This is a genomic window from Bradyrhizobium ferriligni, from assembly GCF_056837965.1.
Map to the genome: position 1 here is coordinate 84,825 of NZ_JBXEJO010000017.1, position 16,994 is coordinate 101,818.

The 16,994-nt window shown below is 65.0% G+C and carries 17 protein-coding genes; 8 read left to right on the top strand and 9 right to left on the bottom strand.

Annotated elements, in window-relative coordinates; all coding sequences use genetic code 11:
- The first annotated feature begins 58 nt into the window (after positions 1-58).
- Positions 59-775: a YggS family pyridoxal phosphate-dependent enzyme gene (locus AC1VNY_RS12600; protein ID WP_482405376.1), complete on the top strand. Its 717-nt coding sequence runs from the start codon at positions 59-61 to the stop codon at positions 773-775.
- 164 nt (positions 776-939) lie between these two features.
- Here AC1VNY_RS12600 and AC1VNY_RS12605 read toward each other — a convergent pair whose 3' ends face one another.
- A complete protein-coding gene (locus AC1VNY_RS12605; protein ID WP_482405377.1) occupies positions 940-1,725 on the bottom strand; it encodes a 2-keto-4-pentenoate hydratase in 786 nt (261 codons plus the stop codon).
- A gap of 103 nt (positions 1,726-1,828) precedes the next feature.
- The gene (locus AC1VNY_RS12610) at positions 1,829-2,368 is read right to left on the bottom strand and encodes a L,D-transpeptidase family protein (RefSeq protein WP_482405378.1); all 540 of its coding nucleotides are present in this window, start codon (positions 2,366-2,368) and stop codon (positions 1,829-1,831) included.
- Between the two features lie 242 nt (positions 2,369-2,610).
- Here AC1VNY_RS12610 and AC1VNY_RS12615 point away from each other — a divergent pair, with 242 nt between their 5' ends.
- The gene (locus tag AC1VNY_RS12615; RefSeq protein WP_016841446.1) at positions 2,611-3,297 is read left to right on the top strand and encodes a response regulator transcription factor; all 687 of its coding nucleotides are present in this window, start codon (positions 2,611-2,613) and stop codon (positions 3,295-3,297) included.
- A 57-nt stretch (positions 3,298-3,354) separates the two neighbouring features.
- Positions 3,355-3,795 carry a cyclic nucleotide-binding domain-containing protein gene (locus AC1VNY_RS12620; RefSeq protein ID WP_076833662.1) on the top strand — a complete coding sequence of 147 codons (441 nt, stop codon included), beginning with the start codon at positions 3,355-3,357 and terminating at the stop codon, positions 3,793-3,795.
- 178 nt (positions 3,796-3,973) lie between these two features.
- Here the strand turns inward: AC1VNY_RS12620 and AC1VNY_RS12625 are convergent, their stop codons facing one another.
- From AC1VNY_RS12625 to AC1VNY_RS12640, 4 genes are all read right to left on the bottom strand, one after another.
- A complete protein-coding gene (locus tag AC1VNY_RS12625) occupies positions 3,974-4,789 on the bottom strand; it encodes an exodeoxyribonuclease III (RefSeq protein WP_028342012.1) in 816 nt (271 codons plus the stop codon).
- 158 nt (positions 4,790-4,947) lie between these two features.
- Positions 4,948-5,754, bottom strand: a complete 807-nt coding sequence (locus AC1VNY_RS12630) for an outer membrane lipoprotein carrier protein LolA (protein WP_482405379.1) — start codon at positions 5,752-5,754, stop codon at positions 4,948-4,950.
- A 100-nt stretch (positions 5,755-5,854) separates the two neighbouring features.
- The gene (locus AC1VNY_RS12635) at positions 5,855-8,335 is read right to left on the bottom strand and encodes a DNA translocase FtsK (protein ID WP_482405380.1); all 2,481 of its coding nucleotides are present in this window, start codon (positions 8,333-8,335) and stop codon (positions 5,855-5,857) included.
- Positions 8,336-8,351: 16 nt separating this feature from the next.
- Positions 8,352-9,578, bottom strand: a complete 1,227-nt coding sequence (locus tag AC1VNY_RS12640) for an aminotransferase class I/II-fold pyridoxal phosphate-dependent enzyme (RefSeq protein WP_304497991.1) — start codon at positions 9,576-9,578, stop codon at positions 8,352-8,354.
- 180 nt (positions 9,579-9,758) lie between these two features.
- Between AC1VNY_RS12640 and AC1VNY_RS12645 the strand changes: the two genes are divergently transcribed.
- Positions 9,759-10,232 (top strand): NUDIX domain-containing protein, encoded by a 474-nt coding sequence (locus tag AC1VNY_RS12645; RefSeq protein ID WP_482405381.1) that lies wholly within the window; start codon positions 9,759-9,761, stop codon positions 10,230-10,232.
- A 208-nt stretch (positions 10,233-10,440) separates the two neighbouring features.
- On the opposite strand, the gene AC1VNY_RS12650 is transcribed toward AC1VNY_RS12645, so the two are convergent.
- The 3 genes from AC1VNY_RS12650 to AC1VNY_RS12660 form a co-directional block, all read right to left on the bottom strand.
- Positions 10,441-10,845: a GFA family protein gene (locus AC1VNY_RS12650; RefSeq protein WP_016841439.1), complete on the bottom strand. Its 405-nt coding sequence runs from the start codon at positions 10,843-10,845 to the stop codon at positions 10,441-10,443.
- A gap of 230 nt (positions 10,846-11,075) precedes the next feature.
- Positions 11,076-12,524, bottom strand: coding sequence for an ammonium transporter (locus tag AC1VNY_RS12655; RefSeq protein ID WP_016841438.1), 1,449 nt, complete (start codon positions 12,522-12,524; stop codon positions 11,076-11,078).
- A gap of 40 nt (positions 12,525-12,564) precedes the next feature.
- Positions 12,565-12,903, bottom strand: a complete 339-nt coding sequence (locus AC1VNY_RS12660) for a P-II family nitrogen regulator (RefSeq protein WP_026192063.1) — start codon at positions 12,901-12,903, stop codon at positions 12,565-12,567.
- Positions 12,904-13,585: 682 nt separating this feature from the next.
- On the opposite strand from AC1VNY_RS12660, the gene AC1VNY_RS12665 reads away from it, so the two are divergent.
- From AC1VNY_RS12665 to AC1VNY_RS12680, 4 genes are read left to right on the top strand one after another with little or no spacing between them, the layout of a single operon-like run.
- A complete protein-coding gene (locus tag AC1VNY_RS12665; protein WP_304497994.1) occupies positions 13,586-13,831 on the top strand; it encodes an acyl carrier protein in 246 nt (81 codons plus the stop codon).
- Positions 13,832-13,835: 4 nt separating this feature from the next.
- The gene (locus AC1VNY_RS12670; RefSeq protein WP_482405382.1) at positions 13,836-15,038 is read left to right on the top strand and encodes an acyl-CoA dehydrogenase family protein; all 1,203 of its coding nucleotides are present in this window, start codon (positions 13,836-13,838) and stop codon (positions 15,036-15,038) included.
- Position 15,039: 1 nt separating this feature from the next.
- Positions 15,040-15,963, top strand: coding sequence for an amino acid--[acyl-carrier-protein] ligase (locus AC1VNY_RS12675; protein WP_482405383.1), 924 nt, complete (start codon positions 15,040-15,042; stop codon positions 15,961-15,963).
- 15 nt (positions 15,964-15,978) lie between these two features.
- Positions 15,979-16,977, top strand: coding sequence for a DUF1839 family protein (locus AC1VNY_RS12680; RefSeq protein WP_482405384.1), 999 nt, complete (start codon positions 15,979-15,981; stop codon positions 16,975-16,977).
- Positions 16,978-16,994 lie beyond the last annotated feature (17 nt).

Here is a 16,994-nt window from a genome sequence, read left to right on the forward strand (position 1 = left end):
TCCCGAATTTGGTAAAATTCGAGCCAACCCCCCGCACCTGTCAGAGAACGGCACAAGCATGACGCAAAGCCCGACCACGCCGTTACCGCCCGGTTCACCACGTGACCCTGCCTTTGGCCTCGCCGCCGTCGAACGCGAGATCGCCCATGCCTGCAAGGAAGCGCGGCGCGACCGCGCGTCGGTGACCTTGATCGCGGTGTCGAAGACATTCGCGGCTGACGCAATTTTGCCGATTATCGGCGCGGGACAGCGCGTATTTGGCGAAAATCGCGTCCAGGAGGCCAAGGGCAAGTGGCCGGCGCTAATCCAGGCTCACCCGGGATTGCAGCTGCATCTGATCGGGCCGTTGCAGTCGAACAAGGCCAAGGAGGCGGTCGCGCTGTTCGATGCGATCCATTCGGTCGATCGCACCAGCATTTGCGAAGCGTTAGCCAAGGAAATCAAAAATCAAGGGAAGCACCCGGAACTGTTCGTCCAGATCAATACCGGCGAGGAGCCGCAGAAGGCCGGCGTCGCGCCGCAGGACGCGGATACCTTCATCGCGGCATGCCGCGACACCTACGGCCTGTCGATCTCGGGACTGATGTGCATCCCGCCGGTCGACCAGGCGCCGGCGCCGCACTTCGCGCTCTGCGCCAAGATCGCCGCGCGCAATGGTCTGACGAATCTCTCGATGGGCATGAGCGCGGATTTCGCGGTGGCGATCCAGATGGGCGCCACCCATGTTCGGGTGGGCTCGGCGATTTTTGGGACGCGGACGGTGCCGCATAACTGACTGTCGTCCCTGCCTAGTGCGCAATTGCGCACGGGAGCAGGGACCCATACTCCGCGGCCATTGCATGGGGCACGCGGCCAGATCGGCGGGCAACAACTAACGTCGGTGGTTATGGGTCCCTGCTTTCGCAGGGACGACACGGGTGTATGTGGCGCGTGCGCGGCCTACGCGAACTTCACCGACACTTTTCCGATCGCGCCGAAATCGGCCGCGAATTCATCGCCGGCGGCGATCGGCAGCGGGGGATGGCAGGTGCCCGTGGTGACGACTTCCCCTGCCCGCAAGGTCAGCCCGAGCGCGCGCAGCTCGTTGGCGCACCAGGCGAGCGCCGCGCGGGGATCGCCGAGCACGTTCTTGCCGTGGCCGATATAGCGTTCGCCGCGCAGTGTGATGGTCGGGCGGTCCTCGACCAGATCGATCGCGCGCCAGTCCGCTGTCGTTGCGGGTCCGAGCACGAACAAATGCGCGCAGGCATTGTCGGCGATCAGCTGCGCTTCGCCTGCGGCGACGAAATCGGCGAAACGCGAATCCGGAATCTCGATCGCCGGATGCAGCGTGCCGACGGCATCCAGCACCTCCTGCACGCTGTAGGGCGTTGTGCGCGGCGCGAGGTCGCGCGCCATGCGGAAGGCGTATTCCGGCTCGCCGACGCGCATCTCGTTGCCCTGCATCGACGCGGTGCCGCCATCCGGTATCACCGTCTCGGCAAGGATGCGCCCCGCGAGCGGGCCGGCGACATTGATGTGCTTCTGGCCGGCCGTGCTGGTCGCCGCGATCTTCCAGCCGAACAGTTTTTCGCGCGACGTTTTCTCCAGCGCAGCTTGCACCGCATAGCCCTCGGCGCGATCGCGCGGCCGAATTGCGCCATCGAGTGCGCCGAGTTTTGTTCCCGCGTGCCAGTGCTCGCTCAGGACGTTCGAGGCAGCGGCGATCTGGTTGTTGTCGAGCATGCTTTTTCACTCCCGCGGGAATTATTCTTGGTTGCGCGCGATCTCAGCACAAACGCGTCGCGCCTGTCGCGTGGGAAAACCGATGCTGAGCTATTCCACCACCCTACCCAATAACGATCCGGGTCTGCGGCGACATCCGTCGCAACAGCCGCAGCATCGACGCTTTCGTCATCGAGACGCAGCCCGCGGTCGGCGAGAAATTCGGCCGCGCCAGATGCAGGAATACGGCGCTGCCGCGACCGGCGACGCGCGGCGCGGCGTTGTGATCGATCTCGACGATAAAGTCGTAGAGATGGTCCTCGCGAGTCAGGCGGTCGCCGCCCTGCTCGCGATCGAGCCGGATCGGCTGGTTGTAGTGACGGTCGGCGGGGTCCTCGCACCAGGCATCCTCGCGCCGGATCGGCCGGGTCGGCAGGAAAGTCGTCGGACGCTGGTGCCGGTCGGCGCGCCACCAGAGCTGGCGCGGATGGAAGACGCCGCGCGGCGTGCCGCCGTCGCCCTCGCGCTTGTTGGCGAGGATTCCGCCGCGCCCGAGCGCCACCGGCACGGTCCAGCCATCGGCCGACAGCCAGCCCCGGCGCGGGTCGCCGGCGGCTGCTCGGACCTCGATGATGGAGAGCGGCCGATCACGTTTAACTGTCATATAAGTGATTGAAATAGCTGATCTTCCCCTAAGAATCGTTCCAAACTGAGCTTGCCTTGGAGGTTCAGAACATTCTATCTCCCGGCATTACAGGACATTCACGTCCTGCCCCGCCGGATTTGAGGTAGACTGCGTTGCCTTGTGAATCGGTAACAATCGCCTACCTGAGAACATATCTAGCCGATGTTACGGCCATAGGCGCCCTCCGCTTCTGACCGCCCCGCCCCCGAAGGATTGTACCTATGGCCAATGCCCGCAAGATCTTGATCGTGGATGACGATACCGATCTGCGCGATACGCTGGTCGAGCAGCTGTCGCTGCACGAGGAATTCGAAGCCTCCGCAGTCGACACCGGCGCCAAGGGCGCCACTGCCGCCAAAGCCAATTCCCCCGATCTGGTCCTGATGGACGTCGGCCTGCCCGACACCGACGGCCGCGAAGTGGTCCGCTCGCTCCGCAAGGGCGGCTTCAAGGCACCGATCATCATGCTGACCGGCCACGACACCGATTCCGATACGATCCTGGGGCTCGAATCCGGCGCCAACGACTATGTGGCCAAGCCGTTCCGCTTCGCGGTGCTGCTGGCCCGGATCCGGGCGCAGCTCCGCCAGCACGAGGCCAGCGAGGACGCGGTGTTCTCGGTCGGCCCCTACTCGTTCCGGCCCGGCTCGAAGATGCTGACCGGCGCCAATGCCAGGAAGGTGCGGCTGACCGAGAAGGAAACCGCGATCCTCCGCTTCCTCTATCGCGCCGGCCAGATGCCGGTGTCGCGCGAGACCCTGCTCCAGGAAGTCTGGGGCTACAATTCCGGTGTCACCACCCACACGCTGGAAACCCACATCTACCGTCTCCGCCAGAAGATCGAGAAGGACGCCGCCAACCCGGAAATCCTGGTGACGGAAGCCGGTGGCTACAAGCTGGTGCCGTGATACGCTTTGCGCTCAACGATTCGTGAAATCGAGGCGCACCGCGGTTACCGGACCTGAATGTCGATCGATGATGACGTAGCCCTGCTCGAGCGGGTCCCGACAATGCGTCTGTTGGGCGAGAGCTCCTTGCGCATGCTGGCGATCGGCTCCGAGCAACGTGATTTCAACGCAGGCGACGTGCTGTTCAAGGCCGGCGACGCTGCGGACGCCGGCTACGTCGTGCAGCGCGGCACCTTCCGCGTCGAGGAAGGCGGCGCCGAGATCATCGCCGGTCCCGGCGCGCTGATCGGCGAGCTCGCATTGATCGTCGCGATGAAGCGGCCGTCGACCGCCACCGCGCTGGAGCGCGGCTCGGTGATCCGCGTCGCGCGCAGCCTGTTCCAGCGCGTGCTGGAAAGCGATCCCGCCGCGGCCCTTCGGCTGCGCGACGAGCTCGCGCTGCGCACCAGCCAGCTCGCAAGCGATATCCTGATGGCGGGCGGGAAGTTGAGTACGTGATCTTTCCGCGCGTCATTCCGCAAGGTCATTGAACCGTCACCCTGAGGTGCGAGCCTTGCGGCGCAATTGCGCCGCTGGGCGAGCCTCGAAGGGTCGACGGCCACCAGCCGGGCCGTGCACCCTTCGAGACGCGCGTTCCGCGCTCCTCAGGATGACGGGTCGGGGGTCGGCGGCGCCCTTAAACCTCCATCACCGCCGTCACCGGCACGTGGTCCGACGGGCGCTCCCAGCCGCGGGCGTCGCGCGCGATCCTGAAATCGCTGACCTGATCCTTCAGCGCGCGCGAGACCCAGATGTGATCGAGCCGGCGGCCGCGATCGCCGACGGTCCAGTCCGCCGCGCGGTAGCTCCACCAGGTGTAGACCTTCTCCGACATCGGGATCCGCTCGCGCGCGATGTCGAACCATTCGCCATGCGCTTGCGCGGCGAGCAGCTTCTCGGTTTCGACCGGCGTGTGCGAGACCACCTTGAGCAGCTGCTTGTGCGACCACACGTCGTTCTCATGCGGCGCGACGTTGAGGTCGCCGACCAGGATGTGGCGGTCGTCGCCGCGTGGATGCAGCGGCTCGCAGGCCTTCATCTCGTCGAGAAATTGCAGCTTGTGCTCGAATTTCGGATTGAGCGCCGGATCGGGAATGTCGCCGCCGGCCGGCACGTAGAAATTATGCAGCACCAGCGGCTTTGACAGCTGCGCCTTTTCGCCGAAGGAAACCGAAATGTGCCGTGAATCGATCTTGTCGCAGAACGTCCTGATGTCGGTCGTCTCGAAGGGCAGCCGCGAGACGATGGCGACGCCGTGATAGCCCTTCTGTCCGTTCAGCGCGACGTGCTCATAGCCGAGCCGCTTGAAGCGTTTCAGCGGAAACGCATCGTCGATGCATTTGGTCTCCTGCAGGCACAGCACATCCGGCCGCGCGCTCTTGATGAACTTGGCGACGGTGTCGATGCGCAGGCGCACCGAATTGATGTTCCAGGTGGTGACGGAGAACCGCATGAGAGGGGCGTCTTAGCACGGTTCTCGGTGCGGGTTGGCGCTTTGTCCACAAGCAAGCGCTTGTAGGATGGGTAGAGCGAAGCGAAACCCATCACGGTCACAACACGCTGCGTCAAGGATGGGTTTCGCTGCGTTCTACCCATCCTACGGCATCGCGATCAGCCCGGCGAGGTGCCGGGATAGGTCGTGAAGTCGATCTTGAACAGCGCCGGATCGGGCTTCTGCGTCGCGTCGAGATTGTAGACCGCAACGGTCGTGTCGTAGCCCTGCGGGTCGGTGACGGTCCACTGCTTGAGCTTGCCGTCCTTGGCGCCGATCATCAGCAGGAAGCGGCTGGTGCCGACCAGCGCCTGCTTCTCCTCGATCGTGATGCTGACGAACACGTCGTCGGCGGTGACGCTGATGACGTTGGTGTCCTTCATCAGGTCGATGCGATCCGACAGCAGATAGCGCAGCGGGGTCTGCGACAGCGGATAGACGTCCTGGGTGGCGAGCCTGCGGTCGCGCACCGCGACCGAGGAGCCGTCCGCGATCACCTCGATCGGGCTCGGATCGTCATATTCGAAGCGCAGCTTGCCGGGCTTCTGGATGTAGAAATCGCCCTTGGTCTTGGTGCCGTCGGGGCCGACCTGGACGAAATTTCCGACCAGCGTTTGCAGCGACGAGAGATAGGCCGAGACCTTGGCGGCCTGCGCCTTCTGGTTGGCGTCGAAGGTCTGGAAGATGTTGGCGGGCACGTTGCGGCGCGGATCGGGAATCACCGGGTTCGGCGGTGCCTGGGTGGCGCCCGTCGTCGTCGGGCTCTTGTCCGCATTGGTCTGCGCGCCGGCGTCCTTTTTTGGCGCGGCCTTGGGTGCGGGCTTCGGCGGCGGCGCATTCTGCGCAGTCGCCGCGCCGGCGATCGCGGCGGTGACGAGAAGAGCCAGCGCGGTGCGCGTGCCGCGGTCAATGAGGTGTTTTGCCATCAGATATGTCAGGTCTCTGTTCGACGCTCGTCCCGCTGCGCCGGATTTTATCCCGCCTCTTCCGAGGGAGATATGGTTTTTCCGTGATGATCGCCCCCGATCAGAACTGGCCTTCTTCCTCCCCGACCAGGATTTCGCGCTTTCCGGCGTGATTCGCCGGACCGACGATGCCCTCAAGTTCCATCCGCTCCATCAGCGAGGCGGCGCGGTTATAGCCGATCTGCAGCCGGCGCTGGATGTAGGAGGTCGACGCCTTGCGGTCGCGCTTGACGATCGCAACCGCCTGCGTGAACAGATCGCCGCCGCCGTCGCCGCCCATGCCGGTGGCATCGAACACGGCGCCGTCCTCGTCGGTCGGCTCTTCCGCGGTGACGGCTTCGAGATATTCCGGGGCGCCTTGCGTCTTGAGGTGACGCACCACCTTCTCGACTTCCTCGTCGGAGGCGAACGGGCCGTGCACGCGGCTGATGCGGCCGCCGCCCGCCATGTAGAGCATGTCGCCCTGGCCGAGCAGCTGCTCGGCGCCCATCTCGCCAAGGATGGTGCGGCTGTCGATCTTCGACGTCACCTGGAAGGCGATGCGGGTCGGGAAGTTCGCCTTGATCGTGCCGGTGATGACGTCGACCGACGGGCGCTGCGTGGCGAGGATCACATGCAGGCCGGCGGCGCGGGCCATCTGCGCGAGGCGCTGCACCGCGCCCTCGATATCCTTGCCGGCGACCATCATCAGGTCGGCCATCTCGTCGACGATGATGACGATGTAGGGCAGCGGTTCGAGGTCGAGCTTCTCTTCCTCGTAGATCGCCTTGCCGGTCTCCTTGTCGAAGCCGGTGTGGACGGTGCGCGTCAGCTCTTCGCCCTTGGCCTTGGCTTCGACGAGGCGTGCATTGTAGCCGTCGATGTTGCGCACGCCGAGCTTGGCCATCCGCTTGTAGCGCTCCTCCATCTCGCGCACGGCCCATTTCAGCGCCACCACCGCCTTCTTCGGATCGGTGACGACGGGCGTCAGCAAGTGCGGGATGCCGTCATAGACGGAGAGTTCGAGCATCTTCGGGTCGACCATGATCAGGCGGCACTGATCCGGCCGCAGCCGATAGACCAGGCTCAGGATCATGGTGTTGATCGCGACCGATTTGCCGGAGCCGGTGGTGCCGGCGATCAGCATATGCGGCGTGCGCGCCAGATCGATGATGACGGGATCGCCGCCGATCGTCTTGCCGAGGCACAGCGGCAGCTTCGCAACCGAATCGATGCTTTCCTTGGCGACCAGAAGCTCGCGCAGATAGACCTTCTCGCGATGCGCGTTCGGCAGCTCGATGCCGATCGCGTTGCGGCCGGCAACCACGGCGACGCGGGCCGACAGTGCGCTCATCGAGCGCGCGATGTCGTCGGACAGCCCGATCACGCGCGACGACTTGATGCCGGGCGCGGGCTCCAGCTCGTACAGCGTGACCACCGGGCCGGGATTGGCCTTGACGATCTCGCCGCGCACGCCGAAGTCCTGCAGCACGCCCTCGAGCGAGCGCGAATTGGTTTCGAGCTCGGCCTTGCTCAGCGGCTGGCGATCGCTGGCTTTCGGCGCGCTGAGCACGGAGACCGAGGGCAGCTCGAACTTGTCGGAATTCTTCTTCTTCGGCTTCGGCTCGGCCTTCTTGCGCGGGGCGCGGGCGGCGGGAGCCTCGTCCTCCTCGTCCTCCTCTTCCTCCTCGTCGTCGAAAGCTTCAGCTTCGTCCTCATCATGATCTTCATGTGCGGGCGCGATCGAGGGCGCCGAGCGGCCGCCGCCGATATTGGGCTCCTGGCGCTCGAACGCAGAGCTGCGGCCCTGCGCACCGCTCGAGACCAGCGATCTGTAGGCGGTGGTCAGCAGCCAGCCGAGCCGCGCCTTCGCGCTCATCAGCGCATGGAACAGCCAGCCCAGCGAGACCGAGCTGCGGTCGTTGTCTTCTTCCTCGACGAACGGCTCGTCATCGTCAGATATCGGCGTCAGCTCGTCGTCCTGCTCCTTCGCGCCCCAGCCGCAGGCGAACAGGAAGCTTGCCGTCATCGCGACGACCAGGATCGAGCCGAGCACGACGCGATAGATGAAGCCGGGCGGGCCGAACACGACGGCCGGCGCACGCAGCAGCGCGTCGCCGACCACGCCGCCGAGCCCGGTCGGCAGCGGCCATGCGGTGTTGTGCGGCCAGCAGCTGGCGAAGCCCGCCGCGATCACCGTGCACAGGATCCAGCAGCCGAGCCGCAGCGCCTCGCGGTCGAACGGGCGATGCGTCAGCATCCGCCAACCCCACACCGCGACCGGCAGCACCAGCATGATGGCGCCGAGGCCGAGGATCTGCATCAGCAGGTCGGCGCCGATCGCGCCGGGATAGCCGAGCACGTTGCGGATCGCGCGCGAGGTGGCGTGGCTCAGCGACGGATCCTGCACCGACCATGTCATCAGCGCCGCCGTGATGGCGCCGGACAGCGCGATCAGGCCGAGCCCGGTGAGTTCGCGCAGCCGTCGTGCCAGCGCCTCGCGGAGCGAGAGCGGCAGATGGCCGACCAGGGGGATGACACGTTCGATCGCTGGCATACTCAATCTTCGCGCTTCGCGATTAACCCAGGGTTTCGACCAGGCGATGCATCGCCTCGGCCGTCGATTCACTGTCGGAGACGAGCGCAAGGCGGATATAGCCCGCGCCCGGATTGGAACCGTCGTTCTGCTGGCGCGCCAGATAGCTGCCGGGAATCACGCGCACGCCGGCGTCGCGATAGAGCCTGACCGCCGCCGCCTCGTCGCCGCCGCGCCCGGAGACGTCGAGCCAGACGCAGAAGCCGCCGGCGGGGCGCTTGTAGCCGTAGCGGTTGCCGAGGATCTGGTCGGCGAAATCGAACTTGATGCGATAAAGCCTGCGGTTCTCCTCGACATGCGCCTCGTCGCTATAGGCGGCGACCGCGACATGCTGCAGCGGCACCGGCACCTGCGGCGCGGCGACATTGCGCAGCTCGTGGAAGGCGGCCAGAAACTTCCTGTCGCCCGCGGCGAAGCCGACCCGCATGCCCGGCAGGTTCGAGCGCTTCGACAGCGACTGGAACGCCACCACATTGCTGAAGTCGGGACCGGCGCATTCGAGAATGCTGCCCGGCGCCTCGCGGGTGTAGATCTCCGAGTAGCACTCGTCGCTCAGGATGATGAAACCAAAGCGATCGGCGAGCTCTTTCAGCCGCGTGAAATAGGCGCGCGAGGCGACCGAGCCCTGCGGATTGGCAGGCGAGGCGATGAAGAACGCGACGGTACGCGCCAGCGTCGCCTCGTCGATCGAATCAAGGTCGGGCAGGAAACCGTTGCCGAGCGTGGTCGGCAGGTAGATCTGCTCGCAACCGGCCGCGCGGGCGCCGGCGCCGTAGGCCGGATAGAACGGGTTCGGCATCAGGATCGCCGGCCGGCCCTTGCGCGGCGCGACGTAGCGCGAGGCTGATATCGCGGCAAAGAACAGCCCCTCGCGGCTGCCGTTCAGCACCATCACCTCGCTCTCCGGATCGACCGGCCGCGGCAATTGGAACCGGCTCGACAGCCAGGTCGCGACGGCGCGGCGGAACGGTTCGATGCCCTTGGCGATCGGGTAGCGGCCGAATTCGGCGGTATGCTTGGCTAGCACCGGCCCGACGAAATCGGGCACCGGGTGCTGCGGCTCGCCTAATGACAGCGTAATCAAGGGCTTGGCAGGCTGATACGGCGCCAGCAGCTCGGTCGTGCGCAGGAAAGGGGAACGCTCGGCCTGGCCGGCGGATGCGACATCGCCGGCGCCCTGCGCCAAGCCGGATGAGGCGGTCATTGCCATGATTGAAATGCCAGCACTTTCACTGCGGTCGGAGGGTAGGGGGCGCCGACCGTAAACCGATCAAGTCACCATAGATAGGGCGAGGTTAAGACGCGATTAACCATCGGCGGCGCGGCACGGTCGGCCGGCGCGTGATATCAGCGCTCACGCCAGAAAACCGTATCGAAATTGCTCCGAGACATGATCCACCGCCGCGCCGTCCGGGCGCTCATCATCACCGGCGAGCGCGAAGTCCTGCTGATGCGGATTCGCCCGCCGCACGGCGGCGACTGCTTCTGGATCGCGCCGGGCGGCGGCGTCGAGGGCGACGAGACGGCTGAAGCGACGCTGCAGCGGGAACTGGCGGAGGAATTGGGGCTGGTCGATTTCGAGCCCGGGCCCGCCGTCTGGCGGCGTCACCACACCTTCAACTGGGGCGGCCGGCGGATCTCTCAAAAGGAAGAGTACCGGATCGTGCGCGCCGATCGCTTCGCGCCCGTGATGGCCGACGAGGCCGAGGCAAGGGTGCTCGATTGCTTCCGCTGGTGGCCGATCGCCGATCTATCCGGCGCGCGGGAGCGCCTCACGCCGCTGTCGCTCGCCGACATCCTCGATCGCTATTTGCGCGACGGCGCACCGAGCGAGCTGCCGGACGAGGAAGTTTTGGTCGACTGACGCGGCTAGATGGCTCCAACCTCCCTTGAAAAGGGGAGGTCGCTTTGCTCGGAGAGCAAAGCGGGTGGGGATCTATTTTCTCCGCAGACAGCATCGTGCGCGGCTGACCCCCATCCCAACCTTCCCCCTTTCAGGGGGAAGGAGAAGACAGGCAGCGGGCCGGATTTCGCTGCCGCTCCATCCAGACTACGCACGCGATGCGGGACGACTACCGCGCCGGCAGCTTCTCGAACGACGGCTTGCCCTCGGGCAGATGGTGGAAGGTCTGCTTGTCGCAGGTGTAGATCGTCATCTGCGGGGTGAACACCGAGGGGTCGTCGAAGGTGCCGACCTTCAGGATGGTGGCGGGCAGGCCCGGCACCTTGGTCACGAGGTGCGTGCCGCATTCCGGGCAGAACTCGCGCGTCACGGCGCGGTCGAGATCCTTGCGGGTGAACTGCTTGGGCTCGCTGGCGGTGTATTTGAAGCCGGTGGTCGGCATCGCCATGAACATGTTCGGTCCGCCGCCCGTGATGTACTGGCATTCCCGGCACAGGCACTGCGCCGCCATCATCGGCTCGCCCTCGGCCTCATAGCGCACGTTGCCGCAATAGCACCTGCCCTGCACCTTCATGACATCCTCCCGTTTTCGTTGTTTGTAGCCTGCCATTCCACAATGGCAGGCAATTCCGACAATATTTTCTCAAGCCGCGGAAAAAAGAAAGGGGCCCCAGCTTGCGCTGGAGCCCCTCAACGGCCCGGACATTGCCGGGTATGTGTCCGGACCGTAGTTCTGGGAACGACCGCTTGGGGAGGTCGCGCCCCGGGAGAACCCAAATTAACGGCCCTCAAGGGCCGTTAATTCTACATGTTGTAGGCGCGCTCCGTGTGCTCGGTGATGTCGAGGCCTTCACGCTCGGTCTCGACGTTGGCGCGCAGGCCGACGATCACGTCGACGATCTTGTAGAGGATCGCCGAACCGATGCCCGACCACACCAGCGTGGTGCCGACACCCCAAACCTGCGAGATCATCTGCGCCGCGAAGTCGTAATCGGCAACCTTCGGCGGGATCGCGGTGTAGTCGATGATCCCCGCACCGCCGAGCGCCGGGTTGACCAGGATGCCGGTGCCGAGCGCGCCGACGATGCCGCCGACGCAGTGAACGCCGAACACGTCGAGCGAGTCGTCATAGCCGAGCGCGTTCTTCACGACCGTGCAGAAGAACAGGCAGACCACGCCGACCACGAGGCCGAGCACGATGGCGCCCATCGGACCGGCGAAGCCGGCCGCCGGGGTCACCGCGACGAGGCCCGCGACCGCACCCGACAGCGCGCCGAGCAGCGAGGGATGGCCCTTGATAATCCATTCCGCGAACATCCAGGACAACGCCGCCGCAGCCGTCGCCACGAAGGAGTTGGTCATGGCGAGCGCAGCGCCGCCATTGGCTTCGAGGTTGGAGCCGGCATTGAAGCCGAACCAGCCGACCCAGAGCAGCGAGGCGCCGATCATGGTCATGGTCAGCGAGTGCGGAGCCATCAGCTCCTTGCCGTAACCGGTCCGCTTGCCGATCAGCAGCGCGCCGACGAGGCCGGCGATGCCCGCGTTGATGTGCACGACGGTACCGCCCGCGAAGTCGATCGCGCCCTTCTTGAAGATCCAGCCGGCATCGGCGTTGATCTCGTCGAGCTTGGCCTGCGCCGCGGTCTTGGCCGCGCCGTCAGCCGCGGCGGCGAGCGCCTTGGCGGCATCCTGGATCGCGTCCGGACCCGGCCAGTACCAGACCATGTGCGCGATCGGGAAATAGATCAGGGTGACCCAGAGCGGGATGAACAGCGCGATCGCCGCGAACTTCATGCGTTCGGCGAAGGCGCCGACGATGAGGGCCGGCGTGATCGCCGCGAAGGTCATCTGGAAGCACATATAGACGAGCTCCGAGATGTTGGCGTCGACCGAGAAGGTCGCCGCCTTCGAGTCCGGCGTGACGCCCATCAGGAAGGCCTTGGAGAAGCCGCCGATGAAGTCGGAGCCGCCGGTGAAGGCGAGGCTGTAGCCATAGAGGGCCCAGAGCACGGTGACGAGGCAGACCGTGTAGAACACCTGCGCCAGCACCGAGAGCATGTTCTTGGAGCGGACCAGGCCGCCATAGAACAGCGCGAGGCCGGGGATGGTCATCAGCAGCACCAGCACCGTCGAGGTCAGCATCCAGGCGTTGTCGCCCTTGTTGACGGTCGGCTCGGCGTAGGCGGCGGTCGCGGCGAACAGGCCGACTGCAAGGGCCGCCAGTCCCGCGCCGTAGGGACGCTTGAACGTCATGTTATTTCACTCCTGAGGTCTTAAGGTTTGAGCGCGAAAATCAGAGGGCCGCGGCATCGGCCTCGCCGGTGCGGATGCGCACGGCGTGATCGAGGCTGATGACGAAGATCTTGCCGTCACCGATCTGACCGGTCTTGGCGGCGGAGGTGATGGCGTCGATGGTCTTGTCGACCTGATCGGAATTGACCGCGACCTCGATCTTGATCTTGGGCAGGAAGCTCACGGCATATTCGGCACCGCGATAGATTTCCGTGTGGCCTTTCTGGCGGCCGTAGCCTTTGACTTCCGTCACCGTGAGACCATGAACGCCAATGGCGGTCAGGGCGTCACGGACCTCTTCCAGCTTGAATGGCTTAATGATCGCCATAACAATTTTCATGAGTCCTATCCCCGCTTGGGCCCGGTGCGAATGAACACCGGGAGTTTCGACTGAGGTTCACCACGCGGAGGACATCCACTACGCGGGCACAGCCTGGACCCTTAGAATCAAATGCCGTGCCAAACGGCCGGAGTTCGCTAATGGATTATGAATCCGGACCTTTTCCCGCTTTGCGGGAGGGAGTTGCCCCTGCGCTATTCCGCCGCGCCTAAAATATGGTCAGGCCTGTCTAGAACGCAGGCACGGCCAACTCCGGACACAATTCTGCTCAGCCGCGGTGCAGGAGACGGTATCCAGACACAGCTGCAGGCTGTCCCGCAGCCTGCGACCACCCTCTGGATCGGGCCGCCGACTCGCGAGCCTGCCGGACGGATTGCGCCGAGGGAATTTGCCGTTGGGCTTCATCGGCTTGCCTGAATTCCCGCCCCCGGACGTGACCTGCGCCGAGATCCCGAAGGCAAGCGAAGCCTGTGGCGGGCATCATCGCCGCGCCGTTCTGCGCGAGCCGGACCAAGGCCGTATGCGGCAAGCGCACCAAGACGGTACAAGTCCCGCACTTTCGGCAGTGTTCGTTACGGATCGTTAGCTGTCTGTAGCATTGTAGTTCCGGCGTTAACGCCGCCGTTGCCGTCGTTGCGCTATTGCCGCCGCATAAGAACTTCAATGACAGGTGGGGCAACCAATGATTGATCGTATCCGCGCGCTGCTCGAGCAGCAGCCGATGATTTCGCTGGATTTCAACACGATCACCGACGACACGAATCTCTATGACGCAGGGCTGACATCCTTCGCCACGGTGCAGGTGATGCTGGCGCTTGAGGAAGAATTCAACATCGAATTTCCCGAAGCGATGCTCACGCGACGGACCTTCTCGTCGCTGTCCAACGTCGCGGACGCCGTTTCACGGCTTACGCAGCAGGCGGCGTAACACCATGAGCGTGGTGAGAATGATAGAGCCGGTGCCGGCCTCTGCCGACACGCCGGCCGAGCGCATGCGTCGGGTCGCCAAGATCGCCGCGCAGCAGGTCGACGCGGTCGACCGCGAGGGCCGTTTTCCGGCCGACACCATCGAAGCATTGAAGCGCGAGCGCCTGCTCGGCGTCGCGATCCCCGTCGAGCATGGCGGGGAGGGATTGGGCACGATGGAGATCGCGGATCTCATCGTCCAGCTCGCCCAGGCGTGCGGCTCGAGCGCCATGATCTACGCCATGCATCAGATCAAGACGTCGAGCTTCGTCAGCCACGGCGGCGCCAGCGACTGGCATCTGGCCTATATGCGTCGCATTGCGGCTGAGCAGTTGCTGGTGGCCTCCGCGACCACGGAAGGCGGCATCGGCGGCAATTTGCGCAATTCGATCTGTGCGGTTGAAGTGGCAGACGGCCGTTTCTCGCTGACCAAGGAAGCGACCGTCATTTCCTATGGCCGCCATGCCGACGCAATTCTCGCCACGGCGCGGCGCGCTCCGGACGCCGCAAGCTCCGATCAGGTGATGGTTGTCATTCCCGCAGACCTGAACCGGACGCTGGAGCGCACCTCCGTATGGGACACGCTCGGGATGCGCGGCACCTGTTCGGACGGTTTCCATCTTGTCGCGCACGGGGACGCGGCGCAGATCTTCCCCAAGCCGTTCTCGGAGATCGCGGCGCAGTCGATGCTGGCGAGCTCGCATATCTTCTGGGGCGCGACCTGGTTCGGTATCGCCACCGACGCCTTCAATCGTGCGCAAGCGTTCGTCAAGGCTGCGGCGCGCAAGCAGGCGGATGGAAGTCTCCCGCCGGGCGCGCTACGGCTCGCCGAAGCGGCCGCCCTGCTTCAGGAGATGAAGGGTCATCTCACGGCGGCCATTCACCGCTTCGATGCGGCCAAGGGCAATGACGACGCGCTTTCCTCGATCGGCTTCACCGCCGAGATCAACGCGCTGAAGGTCGCCGCGAGCGAGAAGGCGGGGGCGATCGTGCGGCTCGCCATGCAGATCAACGGCATCGTCGGCTACAAGAACGGCACGCCGTTCAGCGTCGGCAGGCATCTGCGCGACGTGACCTCCGCGCCGCTGATGATTTCGAACGACCGCATTCTTTCCAACACCGCGACGCTCCTGCTGATGAGCCGCTTTGATACCAGCCTGAGAGGTTGAGATGGACGCCAAGACGTTCGATGCCACGAGCCTGCTCGACACTCTGTTTGACAAGAGCATCCTGTTCAAGACCGGAGTAGACGGGCTTTATGGCCGCTCTGGCGTTTTCGAAGAGGTGATCGAGCGCTTTGAGCGGCTCGTGACCAGCATCGGAGCGCCGGACAAGGCAACCCGCATCCACTTCCCGCCGGGCATGAGTCGCGCCACGCTTGAAGGCAGCGGTTACATGAAGAGTTTCCCGCAGCTCGCGGGCTGCGTGCATTCCTTCATAGGCGGCGAGCGCGAGCATGCGCAGCTTCTCGGCATGATGGCCGCGGGAGAGGACTGGACCGAACTGCAGCAGGCGACGAACGTCGTGCTGACGCCGGCCGCCTGCTACCCGCTCTATCCGACCGTTGCCGCGCGCGGTCCGGTGCCCGACGACGGTGTCCTGTTCGAGCTTTCCTCCTATTGCTTCCGCCACGAGCCTTCCAAGGATCCGGCGCGCATGCAGCTCTTCCGCATGCGCGAATTCGTCCGCATTGGGACGGCCGAGCAGGTGTGCGCCTTCCGCGAAAGCTGGCTGGAGCGCGGCAAGGCGATGATCGAATCACTCGACCTGCCATGCGAGGTTGACCTCGCCAACGATCCGTTCTTCGGCCGCGGCGGCAAGATGATGGCCAACAACCAGCGCGACGAAGGACTCAAGTTCGAGCTGCTGATCCCGGTGACCAGTATCGAGAAACCGACGGCCTGCTTGTCCTTCAACTACCATCGCGACCATTTCGGCCAGACCTGGGGCCTGAAGTTCGCGGATGGCAGCCTGTGCCACTCGGCCTGCGTCGGCTTCGGGCTGGAGCGCGTGGCGCTCGCGCTGTTCCGCCATCACGGCCCTGACGTCGAGGCCTGGCCGGCTTCCGTGCGTGAGACGCTTTGGAGCAACTGATTTGGGGCAACTGAAATGAAGAGCGCCATCGCCGGGCTCGATCCGGCCGCCCACAAGCCGCACGGGTTGCACGATCCGGAGCGGCGATGGCCACAGACCAACTGCTATGTCGATCTGCTGATCGAGGTGATGCATGCGACCGGGAATGACCCGGTCGCGGCGCTCGGCTTCACCGTCGCGCAGGATTTCGAAGGCGACCAGTTCACGTTCTTCAAATTTCCGACGGCCGACCTGCAGCGATTGGCCGGCCTGGATATCCAGGAACTGTCCGTGTTCGATCGCCTGGAGACGCATGTTCTCAATCAGATCGAGCGCGGGCGGCTGCCGCTGGTCGAGGTCGATGCCTTCCATCTGCCCGACACCAAGGGCATCACCTATCGCACCGGCCATTCCAAGACGACGGTCGGCATCAACGTGCTCGTTCCCGGGCGCCGCCACATGGCCTACTTCCACAACGACGGCTACTTTGCGCTGGACGGCGAGGACTATGACGGCATTTTCGGACAGCGCGACGGCGCGCCGGCCGGCGGCCTGCCGCTGTTTCCTTATGCCGAGTTCGTCAAATTCGACGCCACGCGCCCTTCGCGCGATCCGGTCGGTGCCGCTACCGAGATCCTCGCGCAGCATCTGCGGCGGAGGCCGAAGCGCAATCCGCTCGACGCTTATGCGGCTGTGTTCGGCCGCCATGCCGAGGTGCTGGCCGGCCGGTCACCGGAGTATTTTCACGTCTACGCCTTCAACACGTTGCGGCAGCTGGGCGCCAATTTCGAACTCCTCTCCAGTCATCTGGAATGGCTGGGACGGCACGGCGAGACCAGTCTCGCTGAGGCGATCGAAGCCGCCGCGGCGATCGCCGAGGGCGCCAAGGTCATGCAATTCAAGCTCGCCCGCGCCATGGCCCGGCATCGGTTCGATGGGCTCGCGGACGCCATCGGGCCGATGGCCAAGGCCTGGCAAACGGTGATGGACGCGCTGGACGGTCGTATGACGGATCTCGCCAGTAAGGCAGCATAGGACTGGCTTGCCGGCCA

Excerpts from the sequence above, each read along its gene's own strand:
- AC1VNY_RS12605 (WP_482405377.1), bottom strand. The coding sequence starts at position 1,725 with ATGCTCGACAACAACCAGATCGCCGCTGCCTCGAACGTCCTGAGCGAG.
- AC1VNY_RS12670 (WP_482405382.1), top strand. The coding sequence starts at position 13,836 with ATGAGCGTGGTGAGAATGATAGAGCCGGTGCCGGCCTCTGCCGACACG.
- AC1VNY_RS12620 (WP_076833662.1), top strand. The coding sequence starts at position 3,355 with ATGTCGATCGATGATGACGTAGCCCTGCTCGAGCGGGTCCCGACAATG.
- AC1VNY_RS12625 (WP_028342012.1), bottom strand. The coding sequence starts at position 4,789 with ATGCGGTTCTCCGTCACCACCTGGAACATCAATTCGGTGCGCCTGCGC.
- AC1VNY_RS12600 (WP_482405376.1), top strand. The coding sequence starts at position 59 with ATGACGCAAAGCCCGACCACGCCGTTACCGCCCGGTTCACCACGTGAC.
- AC1VNY_RS12665 (WP_304497994.1), top strand. The coding sequence starts at position 13,586 with ATGATTGATCGTATCCGCGCGCTGCTCGAGCAGCAGCCGATGATTTCG.
- AC1VNY_RS12660 (WP_026192063.1), bottom strand. The coding sequence starts at position 12,903 with ATGAAAATTGTTATGGCGATCATTAAGCCATTCAAGCTGGAAGAGGTC.
- AC1VNY_RS12645 (WP_482405381.1), top strand. The coding sequence starts at position 9,759 with ATGATCCACCGCCGCGCCGTCCGGGCGCTCATCATCACCGGCGAGCGC.
- AC1VNY_RS12675 (WP_482405383.1), top strand. The coding sequence starts at position 15,040 with ATGGACGCCAAGACGTTCGATGCCACGAGCCTGCTCGACACTCTGTTT.
- AC1VNY_RS12655 (WP_016841438.1), bottom strand. The coding sequence starts at position 12,524 with ATGACGTTCAAGCGTCCCTACGGCGCGGGACTGGCGGCCCTTGCAGTC.
- AC1VNY_RS12610 (WP_482405378.1), bottom strand. The coding sequence starts at position 2,368 with ATGACAGTTAAACGTGATCGGCCGCTCTCCATCATCGAGGTCCGAGCA.
- AC1VNY_RS12630 (WP_482405379.1), bottom strand. The coding sequence starts at position 5,754 with ATGGCAAAACACCTCATTGACCGCGGCACGCGCACCGCGCTGGCTCTT.
- AC1VNY_RS12680 (WP_482405384.1), top strand. The coding sequence starts at position 15,979 with ATGAAGAGCGCCATCGCCGGGCTCGATCCGGCCGCCCACAAGCCGCAC.
- AC1VNY_RS12640 (WP_304497991.1), bottom strand. The coding sequence starts at position 9,578 with ATGGCAATGACCGCCTCATCCGGCTTGGCGCAGGGCGCCGGCGATGTC.
- AC1VNY_RS12650 (WP_016841439.1), bottom strand. The coding sequence starts at position 10,845 with ATGAAGGTGCAGGGCAGGTGCTATTGCGGCAACGTGCGCTATGAGGCC.
- AC1VNY_RS12615 (WP_016841446.1), top strand. The coding sequence starts at position 2,611 with ATGGCCAATGCCCGCAAGATCTTGATCGTGGATGACGATACCGATCTG.